Source organism: Frankia alni ACN14a, assembly GCF_000058485.1.
Classification (GTDB): Bacteria; Actinomycetota; Actinomycetes; order Frankiales; family Frankiaceae; genus Frankia; species Frankia alni.
Genome location: NC_008278.1, coordinates 5592227 through 5611201 on the forward strand (window position 1 = coordinate 5592227; position 18975 = coordinate 5611201).

14 protein-coding genes are annotated in these 18975 nt (G+C 72.0%); 5 read left to right on the top strand and 9 right to left on the bottom strand.

Annotation, left to right across the window (positions count from 1 at the left end):
• The first annotated feature begins 159 nt into the window (after positions 1-159).
• Positions 160-1065, top strand: coding sequence for a DUF4191 domain-containing protein (locus FRAAL_RS22500; protein WP_011606263.1), 906 nt, complete (start codon positions 160-162; stop codon positions 1063-1065).
• Positions 1066-1252: 187 nt separating this feature from the next.
• On the opposite strand, the gene FRAAL_RS22505 is transcribed toward FRAAL_RS22500, so the two are convergent.
• Complete coding sequence (locus FRAAL_RS22505) at positions 1253-1732, bottom strand: RDD family protein (protein WP_157892184.1); 480 nt, start codon at positions 1730-1732, stop codon at positions 1253-1255.
• 182 nt (positions 1733-1914) lie between these two features.
• On the opposite strand from FRAAL_RS22505, the gene glnA (FRAAL_RS22510) reads away from it, so the two are divergent.
• Both glnA (FRAAL_RS22510) and glnII read left to right on the top strand, forming a co-directional pair.
• Complete coding sequence (gene glnA, locus FRAAL_RS22510; protein ID WP_011606265.1) at positions 1915-3339, top strand: type I glutamate--ammonia ligase; 1425 nt, start codon at positions 1915-1917, stop codon at positions 3337-3339.
• Between the two features lie 458 nt (positions 3340-3797).
• A complete protein-coding gene (gene glnII / locus FRAAL_RS22515; protein WP_011606267.1) occupies positions 3798-4871 on the top strand; it encodes a glutamine synthetase GlnII in 1074 nt (357 codons plus the stop codon).
• A gap of 247 nt (positions 4872-5118) precedes the next feature.
• Here glnII and FRAAL_RS22520 read toward each other — a convergent pair whose 3' ends face one another.
• The 5 genes from FRAAL_RS22520 to FRAAL_RS31000 all read right to left on the bottom strand — a co-directional run bounded on the left by FRAAL_RS22520 (position 5119) and on the right by FRAAL_RS31000 (position 14039).
• Positions 5119-8310, bottom strand: coding sequence for a bifunctional [glutamine synthetase] adenylyltransferase/[glutamine synthetase]-adenylyl-L-tyrosine phosphorylase (locus FRAAL_RS22520; protein ID WP_011606268.1), 3192 nt, complete (start codon positions 8308-8310; stop codon positions 5119-5121).
• Between the two features lie 10 nt (positions 8311-8320).
• Positions 8321-9679, bottom strand: coding sequence for a type I glutamate--ammonia ligase (glnA, locus tag FRAAL_RS22525; RefSeq protein WP_041939652.1), 1359 nt, complete (start codon positions 9677-9679; stop codon positions 8321-8323).
• A gap of 222 nt (positions 9680-9901) precedes the next feature.
• Positions 9902-10378 carry a hypothetical protein gene (locus FRAAL_RS22530; protein ID WP_162137487.1) on the bottom strand — a complete coding sequence of 159 codons (477 nt, stop codon included), beginning with the start codon at positions 10376-10378 and terminating at the stop codon, positions 9902-9904.
• 355 nt (positions 10379-10733) lie between these two features.
• Positions 10734-12728, bottom strand: coding sequence for a threonine--tRNA ligase (thrS, locus tag FRAAL_RS22535; RefSeq protein WP_041939653.1), 1995 nt, complete (start codon positions 12726-12728; stop codon positions 10734-10736).
• Positions 12729-12878: 150 nt separating this feature from the next.
• Positions 12879-14039: a TetR/AcrR family transcriptional regulator gene (locus FRAAL_RS31000; protein WP_011606273.1), complete on the bottom strand. Its 1161-nt coding sequence runs from the start codon at positions 14037-14039 to the stop codon at positions 12879-12881.
• A gap of 327 nt (positions 14040-14366) precedes the next feature.
• Here FRAAL_RS31000 and panB point away from each other — a divergent pair, with 327 nt between their 5' ends.
• Positions 14367-15278, top strand: coding sequence for a 3-methyl-2-oxobutanoate hydroxymethyltransferase (gene panB / locus FRAAL_RS22545; RefSeq protein WP_041940879.1), 912 nt, complete (start codon positions 14367-14369; stop codon positions 15276-15278).
• A gap of 122 nt (positions 15279-15400) precedes the next feature.
• On the opposite strand, the gene FRAAL_RS22550 is transcribed toward panB, so the two are convergent.
• Both FRAAL_RS22550 and npdG read right to left on the bottom strand, forming a co-directional pair.
• A complete protein-coding gene (locus tag FRAAL_RS22550) occupies positions 15401-16213 on the bottom strand; it encodes a helical backbone metal receptor (RefSeq protein ID WP_011606275.1) in 813 nt (270 codons plus the stop codon).
• Positions 16214-16326: 113 nt separating this feature from the next.
• Positions 16327-17010, bottom strand: a complete 684-nt coding sequence (npdG, locus tag FRAAL_RS22555) for an NADPH-dependent F420 reductase (protein WP_011606276.1) — start codon at positions 17008-17010, stop codon at positions 16327-16329.
• 453 nt (positions 17011-17463) lie between these two features.
• Here npdG and FRAAL_RS22560 point away from each other — a divergent pair, with 453 nt between their 5' ends.
• On the top strand, positions 17464-17682 hold the full coding sequence (locus tag FRAAL_RS22560; protein ID WP_009742848.1) for a hypothetical protein: 219 nt from the start codon (positions 17464-17466) through the stop codon (positions 17680-17682).
• A gap of 94 nt (positions 17683-17776) precedes the next feature.
• On the opposite strand, the gene FRAAL_RS22565 is transcribed toward FRAAL_RS22560, so the two are convergent.
• Positions 17777-18955 (bottom strand): site-specific tyrosine recombinase XerD, encoded by a 1179-nt coding sequence (locus FRAAL_RS22565; protein ID WP_173402767.1) that lies wholly within the window; start codon positions 18953-18955, stop codon positions 17777-17779.
• Positions 18956-18975 lie beyond the last annotated feature (20 nt).

An 18975-nucleotide genomic window follows, 5' to 3' on the forward strand; every position in this document is an offset into this window, starting at 1 on the left:
GCCCGACCGGCGGGCCATCCCGCGCACAGCCAGCCGGGGCCGCACGAATCCCCCTGACCGAGCGAATCCCCCTGACCGAGCGGATGGCTCCCGACGGATGCTTCCCGACGGACGCGACAGCCGCACGGGGGCGACGCGCCAGGCCGTAGGCTCGCGGTCATGGCACTGAGGAAGCAGCCGAGGGACACCGCGGGATCGTCGACCCCCGCGGCGGCGGGCAGGAACGCGGCAGCGGGCGGAAAGAACGACGGGAGCCGAGGCGGCGCCTCGGGGCGCGGCGGCGGGGCGGGCCGCAGTGGCGGTACGAGCGGCAGTGGCGGTACGAGCGGCAGTGGCGGTACGAGCGGCAGTGGCGGCGGTAACAGTGCGGGCCGCCGTGGCAGCGCGAGCGGTGCCGCGGAGGGGACCGGGTTCAAAGCCCGTCTCGCGCAGCTGCGGGTGGTCTTCAAGATCACGCGCCAGCGCGATCCGCAGGTGCTCTGGTTCACCCTTGCGGCCTTCTTCGTTCCGCTCGCGGTCGGCATCCTCCTCGGACTCTTCGTCGGGCCGCTCTACGTGTGGATCCCGATCGCCATCCTGCTCGGCGTCGTGGTCGCTCTGAACGTGTTCAGCCGGCGCGTCCAGCGCACCGCCTACGCGGAGATGGAGGGCCAGCCCGGCGCCGCCGCCGGCGTGGTCGAGCGGATGCGCGGCGACTGGCGGATCACTCCCGCCGTCGGCGTGAACCGCCACCAGGACGTGGTGCACCGGGTCGTCTCCCGCGCCGGAGTGGTCATCATCGCGGAGGGCCGCGGCCGCGGGCCGAGGGAGCTGCTCGTCGCGGAGAAGCGCCGCATCCGCAAGGTCGTCGGCGACACGCCGGTGACCGACATCATCGTCGGCACCGGTGAGGGCGAGACGCCGCTGCCGAAGCTTCAGGGCACGCTGATGCGACTGCGCCGGACGCTGCGCCGCGGGGAGGTGGACGCCCTCGACCGCCGGCTGCGCGCTCTGGGCGGCGCGGCCCTGCCGATCCCGAAGGGCCCGATCCCCCGCAACGTGCCTCGCGGCGGCCGCCTGCGCTGACGCCCCCTCGACCGAGGACGACCGAAGAACGGCCAGGACGAGCAGGCAGGGCAGGCAACCGCCGAACAGGACCTACCGGTCCAGGAGGTTCAGCCGGCATTGGAGGTCGGGCAAGCACTGGAGGTTCAGCCGGCACTGGAGGTCGGGCCAACCCTGGAGATCCAGCCGACCCAGGGGCCCAGCCGGTCTAGGAGGCGGAGTCCGCGCGGACGGGATCGCGCACGACCACGGTCCCGGCCGCCCGGTCATGCAGGCCGCGCTGGTCGCGGTCCCAGATGAACACGGGCACCAGCAGGGCCAACAGCAGGGTGCGCACCCCCACCCAGGGCCAGGACTGCCGGCCGCGGTCACGCAGCCGGATCACGCGCATGCCCAACAGCCGCATGCCGATCGTCTGGCCGCCGGTGCTGACGAGGATGAACTCCTCCAGCAGGAACACCAGGTAGATCGCCAGGCCGCGGACGTCGCCGGCGGAGCCGAGCCCGGCCAGGTACAGCACGCCGACGATCAGGTTCGCCACGACCGCGTCGATGAGGTACGCGCCCAGCCGCGGCCCGAAGCCCACGACCGAGCCGCGGCCCTCCGCCGGCAGCCCCAGCCGGACGCCCGGCGGCGTGTCCCTGGGCAGACCAGGCCCTTCGAGCCAGCCTCCAAGTGCTCGTCCCACGACGCAAGCTTATCCGCCGCACCGAGCTGCACCCAAGGGTTCACCAAGGGTGATAAAGTGCGCTCCTGTAACATAAACGAAACGACTTCGTGATGTCACGGGTCCGCCGGGGCATGACCGAAGACACATCGACATGCCGTAACCTACAGGCTTGATAAGCGTGACGGGACGCTGGAGGTCGTATGTTCACAAAAGCCGAGGACGTGCTCCGTTATATCCGCGACGAGGACGTGCAGTTCATCGACGTACGATTCTGTGATCTGCCCGGAATCATGCAGCACTTCACCATTCCGACGCAGGTCTTCGCCGAGTCGGTGTTCACCGACGGGCTGATGTTCGACGGGTCCTCGATTCGAGGCTTCCAGGCCATCCACGAGTCCGACATGCTGCTGCTGCCGGACCCGCAGACCGCCTTCGTGGATCCGTTCCGTGAACACAAGACCCTCGCGATGACGTTCTTCATCCACGACCCGATCACGAAGGAGCAGTACTCCCGGGACCCGCGGAACATCGCCAAGAAGGCGGAGACGTACCTGCGCGGTACGGGCATCGCCGACACGGCCTATTTCGGGCCCGAGGCGGAGTTCTACATCTTCGACGACGTCCGCTATGACTACAACCCCTACGGGTCGATGCACCAGGTCGACTCGGTCGAGGCCGCCTGGAACACCTCCCGGAAGGAAGAGGGCGGCAACCTCGGTTACAAGCCCCGTTTCAAGGGCGGCTACTTCCCGGTCCCGCCGACCGACCATTTCACGGATCTTCGCTCGGAGATGACCCGGGTCCTCTACGAGACCGGCATCACCGTCGAGATGCAGCACCACGAGGTCGGCACCGCCGGCCAGGCGGAGATCGACATCCGCTATGACACGCTGCTGAAGACCGCGGACAACCTGATGCTCTACAAGTACGTCATCCGCAACGTCGCCCGCAGCCGGGGCAAGACCGTCACCTTCATGCCGAAGCCCCTGTTCGAGGACAACGGCTCGGGCATGCACGTGCACTCCAGCCTGTGGAAGGACGGCGAGCCGCTGTTCTACAGCCCCAACGGCTACGGTGGTCTGTCGGACACGGCGCGCTACTACATCGGCGGCCTGCTGCACCACGCGCCGGCGCTGCTGGCATTCACCAACCCGACCACGAACTCCTACCGCCGGCTGGTCCCCGGCTACGAGGCACCGGTCAACCTCGTCTACTCGGCACGCAACCGCTCCGCATGCTGCCGCATCCCGCTCGGCGGCGACTCGCCCAAGGCGAAGCGGGTCGAGTTCCGCGTCCCGGATCCGAGCTGCAACCCGTATCTGGCCTTCGCCGCGATGCTCATGGCCGGCCTGGACGGCATCCGTAACAAGATTGACCCGCCGGACCCGATCGACAAGGACCTCTACGAGCTCCCGCCGGACGAGCTGGCCGCGGTTCCGCAGGTTCCCGGCTCGCTGGAGAAGGTGTTGGACGCGCTCGAGGCGGACAACGACTTCCTTCGCGAGGGCGACGTCTTCACCACGGATCTGATCGAGACCTGGCTGGAGTACAAGCGGCTCAACGAGGTCGACGCCATCCGGCTCCGGCCGCACCCGTACGAGTTCACCCTCTACTACGACATCTGACCGACAGAAGCACCGTCGCCGCCGGCCGGGTCGAGAAACCCGGCCGCGCGGCCGGGGCACCGCGCGCGCGGGCCGAGAACCGGCGAAGAACCGGCCGAGATGCCCGCCGGCCGCCTCTCCAGTCCCCGTTCCGGCCGGGCCGGAGTGGCCTCGCGCATGGCCGCCGGCGTCCCCCGGGCGAAATACTCCGTACTGCCGGGGCGGGAGCGGTAAAATTGGCGCCCACCACCTTGGGACAGCCGCCCGAACGGCCTCGGGGAACCAATGCCCTGGTCCGGCCGCCAATACCATCCGTGACGCACCAGAGACGAAGAATTAACAATCACGGAACGGGCCGGTAACGGGGCCCGACGAAGCTCCGACCGAACCCTCCCGTCCACCGCGGCCTGGGTCGGCCTCCCCCAGGCCGATCACGAAGTCGCTCCGTTCCGTGCAGGACCAACCACGGGGAGTATTGAGTGAGCAAGGCCGAATTCATTCAGGCCGAATACATCTGGATCGACGGCACCGAGCCGGAGCCCCTGATGCGCAGCAAGACCCGCATCATCAAGAAGGGCAAGGAGCCGGAGATCTGGGGCTTCGACGGCTCGAGCACCAACCAGGCGCCGGGATCGAACTCGGACTGCGTGCTGCGTCCCGTCTTCGTCACGCCCGACCCGATCCGGGGTGGCGACAACATCCTGGTGCTGTGCGAGGTCGAGCTGACCGACTTCACGCCCCACCCGACGAACACCCGGGCAGCCACCCGCGCGGTCGCCGAGAAGTACGCCGACATGTCGCCGATGTTCGGCATCGAGCAGGAGTACACCTTCTTCAAGGACGGCCGCCCGTACGGCTGGCCGGAGGTCGGGTACCCCGCACCGCAGGGTCCGTACTACTGCGGTGTCGGCGGCTCGAAGATGCCCGGTCGCGAGATCGTCGAGCGGCACACCCAGGCGTGCCTCGACGCCGGCCTCGCCATCGAGGGCACCAACGCCGAGGTCATGATGGGCCAGTGGGAGTTCCAGATCGGCGTCCTGCCGGCGCCCGCCATCGGCGACCAGATCTGGCTGGGCCGCTGGCTGCTGCACCGGATCGCCGAGGACTACGGCGTCGAGGTGTCCTTCGCCGCGAAGCCGATCCCCGGTGACTGGAACGGTGCCGGCGCGCACACCAACTTCTCCACCAAGCAGACGATGGAGGGCTGGGACGCCATCGTCGCGTGCTGCGAGGCGCTCGGCACGCGCGTCATGGAGCACGTCACCCACTACGGGTACGGCATCCAGGACCGGCTGACCGGCAAGCACGAGACCGCCCCCTGGAACAAGTACTCCTGGGGCGCCTCGGACCGCGGCGCCTCCGTCCGTATCCCCTGGGCCGTCGAGAAGGCCAAGAAGGGCTGGCTGGAGGACCGTCGTCCGAACGCGAACATGGACCCGTACCTGGTCACCGCGCTCATCGTCGACACCTGCTGCAGCGCCCTGGCCGGCGACAAGCCGACCCTGTTCGTGCCGTCGCAGACCACTGCGGCGCCCGCCGAGGTGAGCGTCTGAGCCTGGCCGACGAGGCAGGCCAACGAGGCAGGCCAACGAGGCAGGCCAACGAGGCAGGCCGACACGGCTGGGCAGACATCGCGTCATGGCCGGGGCGCTCGCGCGGGGGAGCGCCGGCGCCCCGATCCCCCGGTTCCCGCAACGGTGCGCACCGCGCGACGTGAGGTGGCAGGCGATAGGCCGGCCGTCCGAGGCTTCCCTCGGACGGCCGGCCTGTCGGCGTCCCGGGGCGGGCGGCGGCGGGCGCTCAGCCGAACTCGGCGGTCCGCTCCCGCGCGAAGACGTCCGCGACGACCGCCTCGGCCCGGGCCGCCAGCCGCCGGTACTCGGCGACGAGGTCACCGGCGCCGTCCGCCGGCCAGCCCGCGGCCCGCGCCGTCGCCTCCAGGGCCGCCGGGCGATCAGGCAGCACGTCCGGCCGCGGCCAGCCCGCGAGTGTGCTCGCGTTGCGCAGCCGCGACGCCAACAGCCAGGCCGCCTGCAGGTCACCCGCCTGCGCCTCGCCGAGCAGCCCGGCGAGCACCGCGGCCCGCAGGCCGTCGAGGGTCGAGGTGGTGCGCAGCGACGGGACCTCCCGGCCGTGGCGCAGCTGGAGAAGCTGCACCGCCCATTCCACGTCGGTGAGCCCGCCGGGACCGAACTTCAGGTGGCGGCTGGGATCGACCCCGCGGGGGATCCGCTCCCGCCGCATCCGACCCCGCAGCCGGATGATCTCCTCGATCGACGCCGCCGGCAGCGCCGTCGGGTAGCGCACCGTGTCGGCGAGCCGGCAGAACCGGTAGGCGAGCTCGGGAGCGCCCGCCAGCGGCCGCGCCCGCAGCAGCGCCTGCGACTCCCAGTCCTGCGACCAGCGGCGATAGTAGGCGTCGTAGGCGTCAAGCGGGCGCGACAGGGCGCCGCTGCGGCCCTCCGGGCGCAGCGTCGAGTCCAGCCGAAGCGCCGGATCCGGGCCGGAGACGGCGAGCAGCCGGTGCAGCTCCCCGATCACCTCGGCGGCGGCCCGCTGCGCCTGCTGCGCCGAGTAGCCCGGTCGGGCCTCGTGCACGAACAGGACGTCGGCGTCGCTGCCGTAGGACATCTCCGCCCCGCCGAGCCGGCCCATCGCGATGACGGAGAGCCGCGCCGGCAGGCAGGCGGGGTCGCCCCCGGCGATCCTGCGCTCCGCGACGAGCAGCGTCGCGGCGACGGTGGCGGCGGCGGCGTCCGCCAGGGCCCGCCCGACCGCGGCCACGTCGAGCAGACCGAGCAGATCCGCGCAGGCCACCCGGACCAGCTCCTCGCGGCGCACCGCCCGGGCCCGGCCGACGGCGTCCTCCCAGTCGGGGTTGCGGTGCGCGATCGCGAGCATCGTTCGGCTGAGCGTCTCGCGCGGCACCGGGACGAGGTCGGCCTCGGTGCGCAGCAGCCGGACCGACTCGGGCGCCCGCGTCATCAGGTCCGCGACGTACGGGCTGGAGGCGAGGACCCGGGCGAGCCGGTCGGCGGCGCCGGCGGAGTCGCGCAGCAGCCGCAGGTACCAGGGGGCGCGGCCGAGCGCCTCGCTGACCCGGCGGTAGGCCAGCAGGCCCGCGTCGGGGTCGGGCGCGTCGGCCAGCGTCGGCAGCAACGTCGGCAGCAGATGGCGCTGGATCGCGGCCGTCCGGCTCACCCCACTGATCAACGCCTCGATGTGGCGCAGTGAGCGGTCCGGGGCGGCGAATCCCAGCGCGGCGAGCCACTGCTGCGCCTCGGCGTGGGACAGCCGGATCTCCTCGGTCGACAGCCGCGCGACCGCCTCCAGCAGCGGGGCGTAGAACAGCTTCTGGTGCAGGGAGCGCACGGTGCGCACGATCCGGGCGTGGGCGTCGACGAAGTCCTGGGCGGTACGCATCCCCATCGACCGGGCGAGCCAGCGCAGCTCGCCCGGATCCCGCGGCAGGCTGTGCACCCGGCGCAGGCGCTGGAGCTGAAGCCGGTGCTCGGCGTTGCGCAGGAAGCGGTACGCCTCGGTGAGCTCGGCGGCGTCGCGCCGGCCCACGTACCCGCCGCGAGCGAGGCCGTCGAGGGCGGCGAGCGTCGAGCGCTCCCGCAGCTTCGCGTCCACCCGGCCGTGGACGAGCTGCAGGAGCTGGACGGCGAACTCGACGTCGCGCAGTCCGCCCGGGCCGAGCTTGAGGTTGCGCTCCGACTCCGCGCGCGACAGCGTCGACTCGACCCGGCGCCGCATCGCCCGCACGTCGGCGACGAAGTCCGGCCGGGAGGCGGCAGTCCAGACCAGCGGCGCGACCATGGCGCAGAACTCCGCGCCGAGCACCAGGTCACCGGCGATCGGACGGGCCTTGAGCAGGGCCTGGAACTCCCAGGTCCGGGCCCAGCGGCGGTAGTAGGTGCGGTGGCTGTCGAGGGTGCGCACCAGGACGCCGTCGCGGCCCTCCGGCCGCAGGCCGACGTCGACCTGGAACAACGCGCCCGCGGAGGTCACCAGCCCCGCCGCCCGCACCAGCCCCTCGGCCATCCGCGTCGCGGCCCGCAGCGCCGCCTCCCCGCCGACCGCCGCACCACCGGCCGTCGCGCCACCGGCGGCCGCCGGCTCGGCGACGAACAGGACATCGACGTCGCTGACGTAGTTCAGCTCCCGGCCCCCACACTTGCCCATGCCGATGACGGCGAGCCGGACCGAGGGCAGGTCCGGGTCGAGGCCGGCGCGGGCGATCGCCAGCGCCGCGTCGAGCGCCGAGGCGGCCAGGTCGGCGAGCTCCGCGGTGGCGTCGTCCAGCGCCACCGCGCCGGTGAGGTCCCGGGCGGCGACGACGAGCAGCGCCCGGCGGTAGGCGACGCGCAGCGCGTCGAGGGTCGCCGGCCGGTCGTCGACGGCGCGGGGCGCCGGATCGGTGGGGTTCGCGCCGACCGCGCGCAGCAGCGCCGCCCGCATCCGGCCGGCATCGGGCGGGGCTGCGACCAGCTCGTCGGGCCGCAGCACCTGCCAGTCGGCGGGATGGCGAGCCAGGTGATCGCCGAGCGCACGGCTCGCGCCGAGCACGGCGCACAGCCGCTCCCGCAGCCCGGCGTGCCCGGCCAGGTCCGCGACGAGTCCCCGCCCGTCGGTCGGGCCGAGCGCGTCGACGAGCCGGTCCAGCGCGGCGAGCGCCAGGTCGGGGTCGGCCGCCGCGGCCAGCGCGCCGACCACGACGTTCCCCGCGAGCCGGACCTCCCCGCCCGACCCGGCCTGCCACTGTCCACCGGCCCGCGACTGTCCACCGGCCCGCTCATCCCCGCCGGACGGCGCCGCCGAACCGTCGAGCAGGCCGAGCCGCTCCATGGTCGCCGCCACCCGGTCGACGTCGCTGAAGCCGAGCCGGGCGAGCCGGGCGACTACCGAGCTGCCGCGCGGATGGTCCGCGGCGGGCGGCGCGGGCGGTCCGCCGGACCCGATCGACACCCCCGGCCGTTCGACACGCATCGCGGGACGCTCACAACACGGGCAGGTAGCGGTCGATCTCGAACGGGGTCACCTGCCGACGGTAGTCCTGCCACTCGGCCCGCTTGTTCCGCAGGAAGAACTCGAACAGCTCGTCCCCGAGGGTCTCGCGCACCAGCGAGGAGCGTTCCATCACCGTGATCGCCTCGGCGAGCGAACCCGGCAGGGCCGTGATCCCCCGCTCCTGACGCTGGACGTCGGTCAGCGTCCACACGTCGTCGGCCGCCGGCGCGGGCAGATCGTAACCGCCCTGCACCCCTCGTAGCCCCGCGGCCAACACCAGGGCGAAGGTGAGATAGGGATTGCACGCGCTGTCCGGTAGCCGGAACTCCACCCGGGTCGCCTGCGACTTGTGCAGCTTGTACAGCGGCACCCGCACCAGGGCCGACCGGTTGTTGTGGCCCCAGCACACGTACGCGGGCGCCTCCAGCACCTCGCCGAGGCGCTGGTCGCCGATCAGCCGCTTGTAGGAGTTCACCCACTGGTTCGTCACCGCGGTGATCTCCGCGGCATGCGTGAGCAGACCGGCGATGAACGCCTTCGCGACCTTCGAAAGTTGGTATTCGTCGGTCGGGTCGTGGAAGGCGTTGCGGTCACCCTCGAAAAGGCTCAGGTGGGTGTGCATGCCCGAGCCGGCCTGATCTCCGAACGGCTTCGGCATGAAGGTGGCGTAGATTCCCTGTCGCAGCGCCACCTCCTTCACGACCTGCCGGAAGGTCATGATGTTGTCCGCGATGGTGAGGGCGTCGGCGTAACGCAGATCGATCTCCTGCTGGCCGGGCGCGACCTCGTGATGGCTGAACTCCACCGAGATGCCCAGCCGCTCCAGCATGCTGATCGCCTGCTGCCGGAAGTCATGGCTGATGTCGTTCGGCGTGAGGTCGAAGTACCCCGACTCATCGACGGGTGCCGGCATCGGGCCACCGCGCTTCGGCGGCTCCTTGAGCAGGAAGAACTCGATTTCGGGATGCGTGTAGAAGGTGAAACCCGCGTCCGCCGCCCGGGCCAGGGCGCGGCGCAGCACCCACCGTGAGTCCGTGGCGGCCGGCGCCCCGTCCGGCATGATCAGGTCACAGAACATCCGCGCGGTCAGCGGATGCTCACCGCGCCACGGAAGCACCTGGAACGTGGAGGGGTCCGGCCGGGCCAGCATGTCGGCCTCGTGCACCCGGGCAAAACCCTCGATCGCGGAACCGTCGAATCCGATGCCCTCGGCGAGCGCACCCTCGAGCTCGGCCGGCGCGATCTCCACCGACTTCAGGTAGCCGAGCACGTCGGTGAACCAGAGCCGAACGAAGCGGATGTCCCGCTCCTCCAGCGTCCGGAGAACGAACTCCTGCTGCTTGTCCATGGTGCCTCCGCGCTGAGGTGGGGACTCGACCATACGGGCCGCCCGGTCAGCCTGACCCGACCCTAGCGAGGACACCGCTGCGCCGCCGTGCTGTTGCGCGCCGGCAACCCGCCCGCCAACAGCGCGTCACATCCTGCCCACACCATCTACCGGAGGGTCTACCCCGCAATCCGCGACCGCACCGCGGATCATGCTGCCGACGAGGCGGGGCGGAGACAGCACTCAGGCCTGGCCTTTGCGCCCCATTCGCAGCGCCTTCCGGTGGAGCTCCGGGACACGATATCGCTCGGCCTCGTCCCGCGTGCCGGAGTCGATGTGCAACAGGCCGACCTCCAACCCCAGGCTGACCACATCCGAGTCCACCGCGAGCTCACCGGCCGGGAACGGCGTGCGGCCGATCTCCCGCAGCGCGTCGAACAGCGGGACGAGTTCGGCGAACTCCTCCTCCAGCGAGGCCATCTCCTGGTCGCTGATGTCGTCCAACGATTCCACCAGCGCCCTGGGCCGGATAAGGCTTCGCTCGTACGGCGATGCCGGATACCATCCGCGTTCCCGCTCCAGCACCCGATCGAACAGCCGGACCAGCGATCGGGGCGAATGATCCCCGTTGCCGTCCGCGAGCCGACGCCAGACCCAGTTGTACGGCGTATACCCGCAGATCCAGCGGAAGATCACTTCTGTGGATCCCGCATTCTTCAAGCAGCGGTATGAGGTTGTGCGTGTGCAGCACGGGCCGCCCGCGTGCCGAGGCGAGGGCCTTCGCGTATGCCTCGGCGACGTAACCCGTGACATAGAGCGCCGCGAGCTGGCGTGCCTGCGCATGGAGCGCGGCGGCGTCGACGCCTCGCTCGCGGGCCACGCTCGCCCAGTGATCTGCCAGCTTGCGTCTTGTCGGATTCAGCGTCCCCCGCGTCTCCCCCGCGCACCACCCACATCTCCAGAAGAGTGGAACCACCCGATTCCGGGGTGACGTCACGGATTCGACGTCACCCCGGAAGGCGGACTGGTGGTGATGCCCCGGGCACCCGGGATCACGTCTGGGTGCGCGCGGCGGTCAGACCTGGAGGCGGCGGGTGACGGCGTCGAGGATCTCGGCGACGGCATCGTCGACGGGGACGCCGTTGCGCTGGGTGCCGTCGCGGAATCGGAACGACACCGCACCCTTGGCGACGTCCTCGTCTCCGGCGAGCAGCATGAAGGGGACCTTCTGCTTCTGCGCCGTGCGAATCTTCTTCTGCATCCGGTCGTCCGAGGAGTCGACCTCCACCCGGACACCGTGGGCGGACAGCTTCGCGGCCACCCCGTCGAGGTAGGGCACGTGCTCGTCGGTGATCGGGATGCCGATCGCCTGGACCGGGGCCAGCCACGGCGGCAGCGCCCCGGCGTAGTGCTCGAGCAGGATGGCGAGGAAGCGCTCGATCGTCCCGAACAACGCTCGGTGGATCATGAAGGGACGCTGGCGGGTGCCGTCCGCGGCCTGGTACTCCAGGTCGAAGCGCTGCGGTAGCTGGAAGTCGACCTGGATGGTGGACAACTGCCAGGTCCGGCCGATGGCGTCGCGGGCCTGGACGGAGATCTTCGGGCCGTAGAACGCGCCGCCGCCGGCGTCCAGGACGAGCTCCAGGTCCTGCTTCTGCGCCGCGGCGCGCAGCAGCTCGGTGGCCTCCTCCCACTCGGCGTCGGTGCCGACGGCCTTGCCCTCCGGCTTGGTCGACAGCTCCAGGTAGAAGTCGCTCAGGCCGTAGTCCCGCAGGAGCCCCAGGACGAAGTTCAGCACGCTGTCGAGCTCGGCGGGCAACTGCTCACGGGCGCAGAACAGGTGGGCGTCGTCCTGGGTGAGGCCGCGCACCCGGGTCAGGCCGTGCACGACGCCGGACTTCTCGTACCGGTAGACCGTGCCGAACTCGAACAGCCGCAGCGGCAGCTCCCGGTACGACCGGCCCCGCGACCGGTAGATCAGGATGTGCATCGGGCAGTTCATCGGCTTGAGGTAGTAGTCGGTGCCGCCGTCGAGCTCCATGGGCGGGTACATGCCGTCGGCGAACCAGTCCAGGTGACCGGAGATCTCGTACAGGTCGGACTTGGTGATGTGCGGGGTGTTGACGAACGAGTAGCCGGCCTCGATGTGCCGGCGCCGCGCGTAGTCCTCCATCGCGGTGCGAATCGCGCCGCCCTTCGGGTGGAACACGGCCAGGCCCGGGCCGATCTCGGTCGGGAAGGAGAACAGGTCCAGCTCCGCGCCGAGGCGGCGGTGATCACGCTTCTCGGCCTCGGCGAGCCTCGTCTGGTAGGCCTTCAGGGCGTCGCGGGACTCCCAGGCGGTGCCGTAGATGCGCTGGAGCTGCGGGTTCTTCTCGCTGCCCCGCCAGTAGGCCGCCGCCGAGCGCAGGATCGCGAACGCCGGGATCGACCGGGTGCTCGGCACGTGCGGTCCCCGGCAGAGGTCCTTCCAGCACAGCTCGCCGGTCTTCGCGTCGAGGTTGTCGTAGATCGTCAGCTCTCCGGCGCCGACCTCGACGGCGGCCTCGGCATCGGCCTCGGCCTCGGCATCCTCGCCGGCGCTCGACTTCAGCCCGATCAGCTCGATCTTGTACGGCTCGGCGGCGAGCTCGGCGCGGGCCTGCTCCTCGGTGACGACCCGGCGGGAGAACCGCTGGCCGGCCTTGATGATGGCCTGGGCCTTCTTCTCGATGGCCTTCAGGTCCTCCGGAGTGAACGGCGTCTCGACGTCGAAGTCGTAGTAGAAACCGTTGTCGATGGGCGGGCCGATGCCGAGCCGGGCCTTCGGGAACAGGTCCTGGACGGCCTGGGCGACGACGTGCGCGGCGGAGTGCCGCACGATGGCCCGGCCGGCCGGCGAGCCGATCGCGATGGGCTCGACGACGGCGCCGTCGTCGAGGACATGCGCGAGATCACGCTGCTGGCCGTCCACCAGGGCGGCGATGACGTCACGGTCGTCGGCGAACAGGTCGGCGGCCGTCGTCCCGGTCGGCACCACCCGCGGATCGCTACGCTGGGCGTGCTGGACGGTAACGCGGACGTCGGACACCGAGAGTCTCCTGTTGCGATAGGACACACGTGCGCGGGGATCACCGCGCCGACGACGTGTCGCCGGCCCTGCGGGCGGCCCCACGGCGGGCCTTCCTGACCCGTCCGCGATGCTACTCGCGCCCGTGTGGGGCCCCCAAGGCGTTTACACTCAGGGTGACGAGTCCGCCCCGCCGCGCTCGTTGGTGACGACCGGCCCGGTCAGCCGGTGCGTCCCGCCGGAGCCATGCCGGCCGGCCACGCCGCGCACGGCCCGGGTCGGGTACATCCCGCCGTGGCCACGCGACCCGCCGACGCCGTTGGACCCGCCGACATTGTTGGACCCGCCGACATTGTTGGACCCGCCGACATTGTTGGACCCGCCGACCCCGTTGGACCCGCCGACACCGTCAGCGCCATCGACGCCGTTGAGTCCAGCGACGCCGTTGAGTCCAGCGACGCCGCTGCTCCCGCCGACGCGGTACGGACCACCGACCGGATACGGACCGCCAACCGGGTAGACGCCGGAATCCGGGCGCCCGCCCGCGCCCGGACCAGCCGTCCCCGCGGGACCGGCCGAGGCCGGCCCGCCGGGACGGGCTGGGCCCCGCGAACCGCCGCCGTCCGGGTCGTCAATCCCGGGGGCGGCCTCCGGGCCGGCGCCCGTTCCCGGCAACCCGGGGTCACGGCGCAGGATGCCACCGAGCACGGTGTCGACGATCGTGCCGATGCGCGTGCCGCTCACCTCTCGATTGCCGCTCATGTACTGGCGGTAGGCGACCGGGCCGATGAGCATGTCGACGACCAGGTCCACGTCGACATCGGCGGCGAGCTCCCCCGCGTCGACGCCGCGGCGCAGCAGGTCGGCCGCGCGCTGCCGGGACGGTTCGATCACCTTCTGTGAGTAGGTGGCGAACAGCTCCGGATGGGTGGACCGCTCCGCGGCGAGCCTGGGCATGATGCGCCCGGACAGGGACTGGATGTTGTGCCGGCGCAGGGCGTTGAGCCAGGCCACGAGGTCATCGCGCAGCGAGCCGGTCTCGACGGCCTCCACGCTGTCGGCCAGCGTGTCCAGGGCGTCGACGATGAGGGCGTCCTTCGTCGGCCACCGCCGGTAGACGGTGGCCTTGCCCACACCGGCGCCGGCCGCCACCGCCTCCATCGACAGGCCGGCGAACCCGACGGTGGCCAGCTCGTGCAGGGCGGCGTCGAGGATCGCCTCATCGCACCGGGGATCCCGGGGCCGGCCGGGCGAGCGCGCGGGCTTCACCCCGGAGGGCACGCGATCGGACGGACGCCGGGGACGCGGGGGGCGCGCATCCGCGGTCGTCATCCGGCACGTCCTCCCTCTGCCCTGCCATCCATCCCGTCACCACCGTGCCGATGCATCCGCATGGATAGGCCACCCGCTACCTGGTCGCGCCGTGTGTTCTCACCGTGTGTCTTCACCGCGTCGTCTCGCCGCATTTCAAGATCAGCATACGTGCCCGGAGGCCCAGACGCATCCGTTTGCCATGGCAGCGGCGTGGCGGGCGGTTCCCTTCCGCCCGGGTGTGCGATGCGCACCGGTTTCACCCACTCGGCGGGCGGGCCCGACCGTGGCAGCATGGACAGCACGCCGGGACGCCCAGCGCCCGGACGGACGCATCAGGGAGTGCTCATGGATTCGTCAGGCACTGTCCGCAACCAGACCTCCGACGACCACTCGCGGCCCGCAGACGCTGCGGGCACGGCGGCGACGCTCTACGGCGCGCCGGCCGAAACCCGGTCGCCGCGCCGGTCGCGGTTCACGGTCCGCGACGTGGCGGCGGCGAAGAGCCGGGGCGAGAGATGGTCGATGCTCACCGCGTACGACTTCACCACCGCCACCGTCTTCGACGAGGCCGAGATCCCCGTCCTGCTGGTAGGGGACTCGGCCGCCAACGTGGTCTACGGCTATGACACGACCGTGCCGGTCACGGTCGACGAGCTGATCCCGCTCGTGCGCGCCGTGGTGCGCGGCGCACCGCACGCGATGGTCGTCGCCGACCTGCCGTTCGGGTCCTACCAGGCCGGCCCGGAGCAGGCACTGGCAACCGCCACCCGGTTCCTCAAGGAGGGCGGCGCCCAGGCGGTGAAGCTCGAGGGCGGCGCGCGGGTCGCCCCGGCGGTCGCCGCGCTCGTCGGCGCGGGCATCCCGGTGATCGGCCATCTCGGCCTGACCCCGCAGAGCATCCACGCCCTGGGCGGCTACCGGGTGCAGGGCCGGGACGAGGCGGGTGAGGTCCTGCTCGCCGACGCGCTGGCGATCGAGGCCGCCGGCGCGTTCGCGGTCGTGTTGGAGGTCGTGCCCGCGGATCTCGCCGCCCGCGTCACCAAGGAGCTGCACATCGCCACGGTCGGGATCGGCGCCGGCGCCGACTGCGACGCGCAGGTACTGGTCTGGCAGGACATGGCCGGGTTGAGCGGCGGGCACGTCCCCCGGTTCGTGAAGCGGTACGCCGATCTGCGCACCGTGCTGGGCGACGCCGTGCGCACCTATCGCGACGAGGTGCGCGGCGGGCAGTACCCGACGGTCGAGCACAGCTACTGATCGCCCACTGACGCCGGCGGTCGGTGGCCGGCCGCGGACGCCGCAGTCCCGCCACCGACCGCCGATCACCGATCCACCGACCATCCGCCAACCGCCAACCGCCAACCGCCGGAGTCGGGCGGTCAGGCGCGGGCCAACGCCGCGGCGAGTTCGTGACGCGCCGCCACCAGCGACGGTCCGTACCAGGTCAGCAGGCGGCCCGGGACGCAGACGGCGGGGGCGGCGAACGCTTCGGGCCCGTCGGTCGGGCTGAAGGCGTACGGCTCGTCGGGCAGCACGACGAGGTCGTGCGGCGGGAGGTCGGCCGGATCGAACCGCGGGTAGCGCTGCGGGGAGTCCGCCAGCACGTTGTCCACCCCGAGGCGGCGCAGCACGTCACCGGCGAAGGTGTCGCGCCCGACCGCCATCCACGGGCGGCGCCAGATCGGCACCAGGGCGCGACGGCGCGAGCCAGGGCGCGCGGCGTCGCCCTCGCCGCCGCCGTCGCGGCCGCCATCGGTGTGAGCGTCTGCGACGGCGGGGCCGGCGGCGACGGGGCCGGCGGCGACGGCGTCAGTGCCGGTACCCGTGTCGGCCCAGGCCACCTGGGCGGCGTCGAGCCAGGCGGGGCGCGTCAGGCCGCAGGCCAGCCGCAGCATCCGGTCGAGGCTGTCCAGGGCCGCCTCGACGGTGCTCGGCGCCGTGACCCACACCGCGAGCCCGGCCGCGCGCAGGGCGGCGAGGTCGGATTCGCGGTTCTCCTCGGCGTTGGCGACGACCAGGTCCGGGGCGAGGGCGACGATCGCGTCGACGTCCGGATTCTTCGTCCCGCGCACCCGGGCCACCTCGAGCCCCGGCGGATGGCTGCACCAGTCGGTCGCCCCCACCAGCAGGCCCGGCGCGGAGAGCGCGATCGACTCGGTCAGGCTGGGCACCAGCGAGACCACCCGGCTCACCGATGCGGGAATCCGCACCGGGCGGCCGAGGTCGTCGTAGCTCGGGTCATCACCGTGAGATGCGCCCGGGCGGGGCCCTGTCCCCATCGCCGTCCCCATCGCCCGCGCGGCGCTCAGACGTCGGTGATGCGCAGGCCGGCGTGCGACTTGTACCGGCGGTTGACCGAGATCAGGTTCGCGGTCAGCGCCTCGACCTGGCCGGCGTTGCGCAGCTTGCCGGCGTAGATGCCGCGCATCCCCGGAATGCGTTCGGCGAGCGCGGCGACCAGATCGGTGGCGGCCCGGTCGTCCCCGAGCACGAGGATGTCGGTGTCGATCTTCGCGACCGACTCGTCGGCCAGCAGCACCGCGGACACATGGTGAAAGGCGCCGACGACGGTGCTGTCCGGCAGGACGGCGGCGGCCTGCTGAGCGGCGCTGCCCTCGGGCACCGCCAGCGCGAAGGCGCCGCCCTTGTCGAACCCCATCGGGTTGACGCAGTCGATGACGATCTTCCCGGCGAGCGGCTCACGCAGCGCCTCGAGCGTCTCCCGGTGACCGTCCCACGGGACGGCGACGATCACGACGTCGGCACGCTGCGCGACGGTGGCGTTGTCGGCGCCCTCGATGCGACGCCCGGGGCCGGCGAGCTTGGCCGCCGCCTCCTCGCCACGCTCGGTCGACCGGGAGCCGATCAGGACGAGGTGGCCGGCCGCGGCGAAGCGCAGGCCCAGGCCGCCGCCCTGCGGCCCCGAGCCGCCGAGGATGCCGATCGTCAGTGCGGGAACGTCCGGGAGGACGCGGTCAGTCGAAGTCACTCTGTCATCCTGCCCGACCGGGCCGTTCGCCGCGCGAATCCATGACCGGCCGTGAATCCGCCCACGGATCTCGGCCGAACGGTGGGAACCGGGACGTTCACCCTCCGGCGCGACGTCCGACCACGAGCCCACCCCCTCGCGGACAGCCGGGGGCAATGAGGGACTATGCATGAACAACGGGACAGCTACGTGTTTGCTTCACCCGCCCCCACCCGGCCGGGACTTCGGCCGGACCCGACGGGGCCCACACACGTCGCTACCGGCAGAGGAGCAGCGCACGTGACTGACAGCTACAACACATGGACCGCCACGATAGGTGAGCGAGCGCATACACCGGGCGATACCGGTGGCGCCCACGGCAACCCCGGGCGTGCATTGGTCCCAGATGGGCCGTACCGTTCCGTTCCACACGCATCGAGCAGATCTTCCGAATCAGGCGAGAGAGGTCGAGCAATGGCGGACGTATCGGTTCGCTTCGCGATGACGAACGACAGCGAAGTGGTGCTGAACCTGTCGCTGCCGCAGGCGCTGCGCCTGATGGAGGCGATCGCACGCAAGGTGGGCGAGACCCTCGCCGAGCGCAGCACGCAGGCGGTCGGCGGAGTCGGCGGGGTGCCGACGTCGGCGCCGTCGAACGGCATGCCGAGCCTGGGGCCCTACACCCCGTCCTGAGCAGCCGGTTGTGGGCACGCTCGGTCACTACCCGAGTTCCGTGCCGCCGAACGGGGCACGGCCGGCGCGACCGTGGCGGCGCCGGTCGGGTCCCTCAGCCGCCGGCCGGGTGCCCGGGAATCCAGCCAGCGGCCGCGGGTGGACCCGCGCCCAGCGCCCGGGGATGTGACGTCGCATACACCTCCCGCAACCGATCCACCGTCACCAGGGTGTAGATCTGGGTGGTGCTGACCGAGGCGTGGCCCAGCAGCTCCTGGACGACCCGGACGTCCGCCCCCCCGTCGAGCAGGTGGGTGGCGAAGGAATGCCGCAGCACATGCGGTGAGACGCCGTCGACTCCGGCCTGGTCAGCCGCGGTCCGCAGCACCGTCCACGCGCTCTGCCGGGACAGCCGGTTGCCGCGCCGGGAGAGGAAGACCGCCGCCCCCGACCGGGGCCCCGCGAGGCTCGGCCGGCCCAGGCGCAGGTAGTCCCCGAGCGCGGCGACGGCACACCGGCCCAGGGGCACGATCCGGTCCCGGCCGCCCTTGCCGTGCAGCCGCACCGCCGCGGACTCCAGATCGAGATCGTCGACGTCCAGCCCGACCGCCTCGGAGATCCGCGCACCGGTCCCGTAGAGCAGCTCCAGCAGCGCCGTGGCGCGCAGCCGGCGGACCGCCTCGGCGGGTTCCACCGGCGCCGCAGCGAGATCCTCGGCCCGGCCGGCCACCCCCGCCACCCCCGCCCGCGGGGTGCCCGCGGCCGCGGCGAGCACCGCTGTCACCTGGTCGACGGAGAGCGCCTTGGGCAGCTTGCGGGGCGGCGTCGGCGGTCGCACCGGGCGGGACACGTCCTCGCTGACGTCCCCCTCCTCTGCGGCGAAGCGGTGCAGCGAGCGCACCGCGACGAGCATCCGCGCCACCGATGCGGCCGCGAGCGGCGGATGGGTCTCGTCCCCCAGACGCAACGCGGCGGCGAAGCCGGCAACCTCCGCCTCACCGACCGCGTCCAACGAGCACAGGCCCTGCGCCGACAGATGGTTGAGGTAGCGGCGCAGATCGCGACGGTAGGCAAGAACGGAGTTCTGGGCGAGTCCCCGTTCGCCCTCCAGATGATGGAGATAACGCGCGATGACGTTCCCGGGCGTGCCCCGCTGCGAGGGCACGGGATGATCGAGGGCCGCAGCGGGCCCGCTGCCGTCGGGCGGCGATCCCAGCCGCATCGCCTCGACCGGCCCGCCCGCCGCGGCGGGGGGGCGCATCCGGAATGCCCGGTCGCCGTCGGTGACTCCCATCATCGAACTGATAGTAGGAC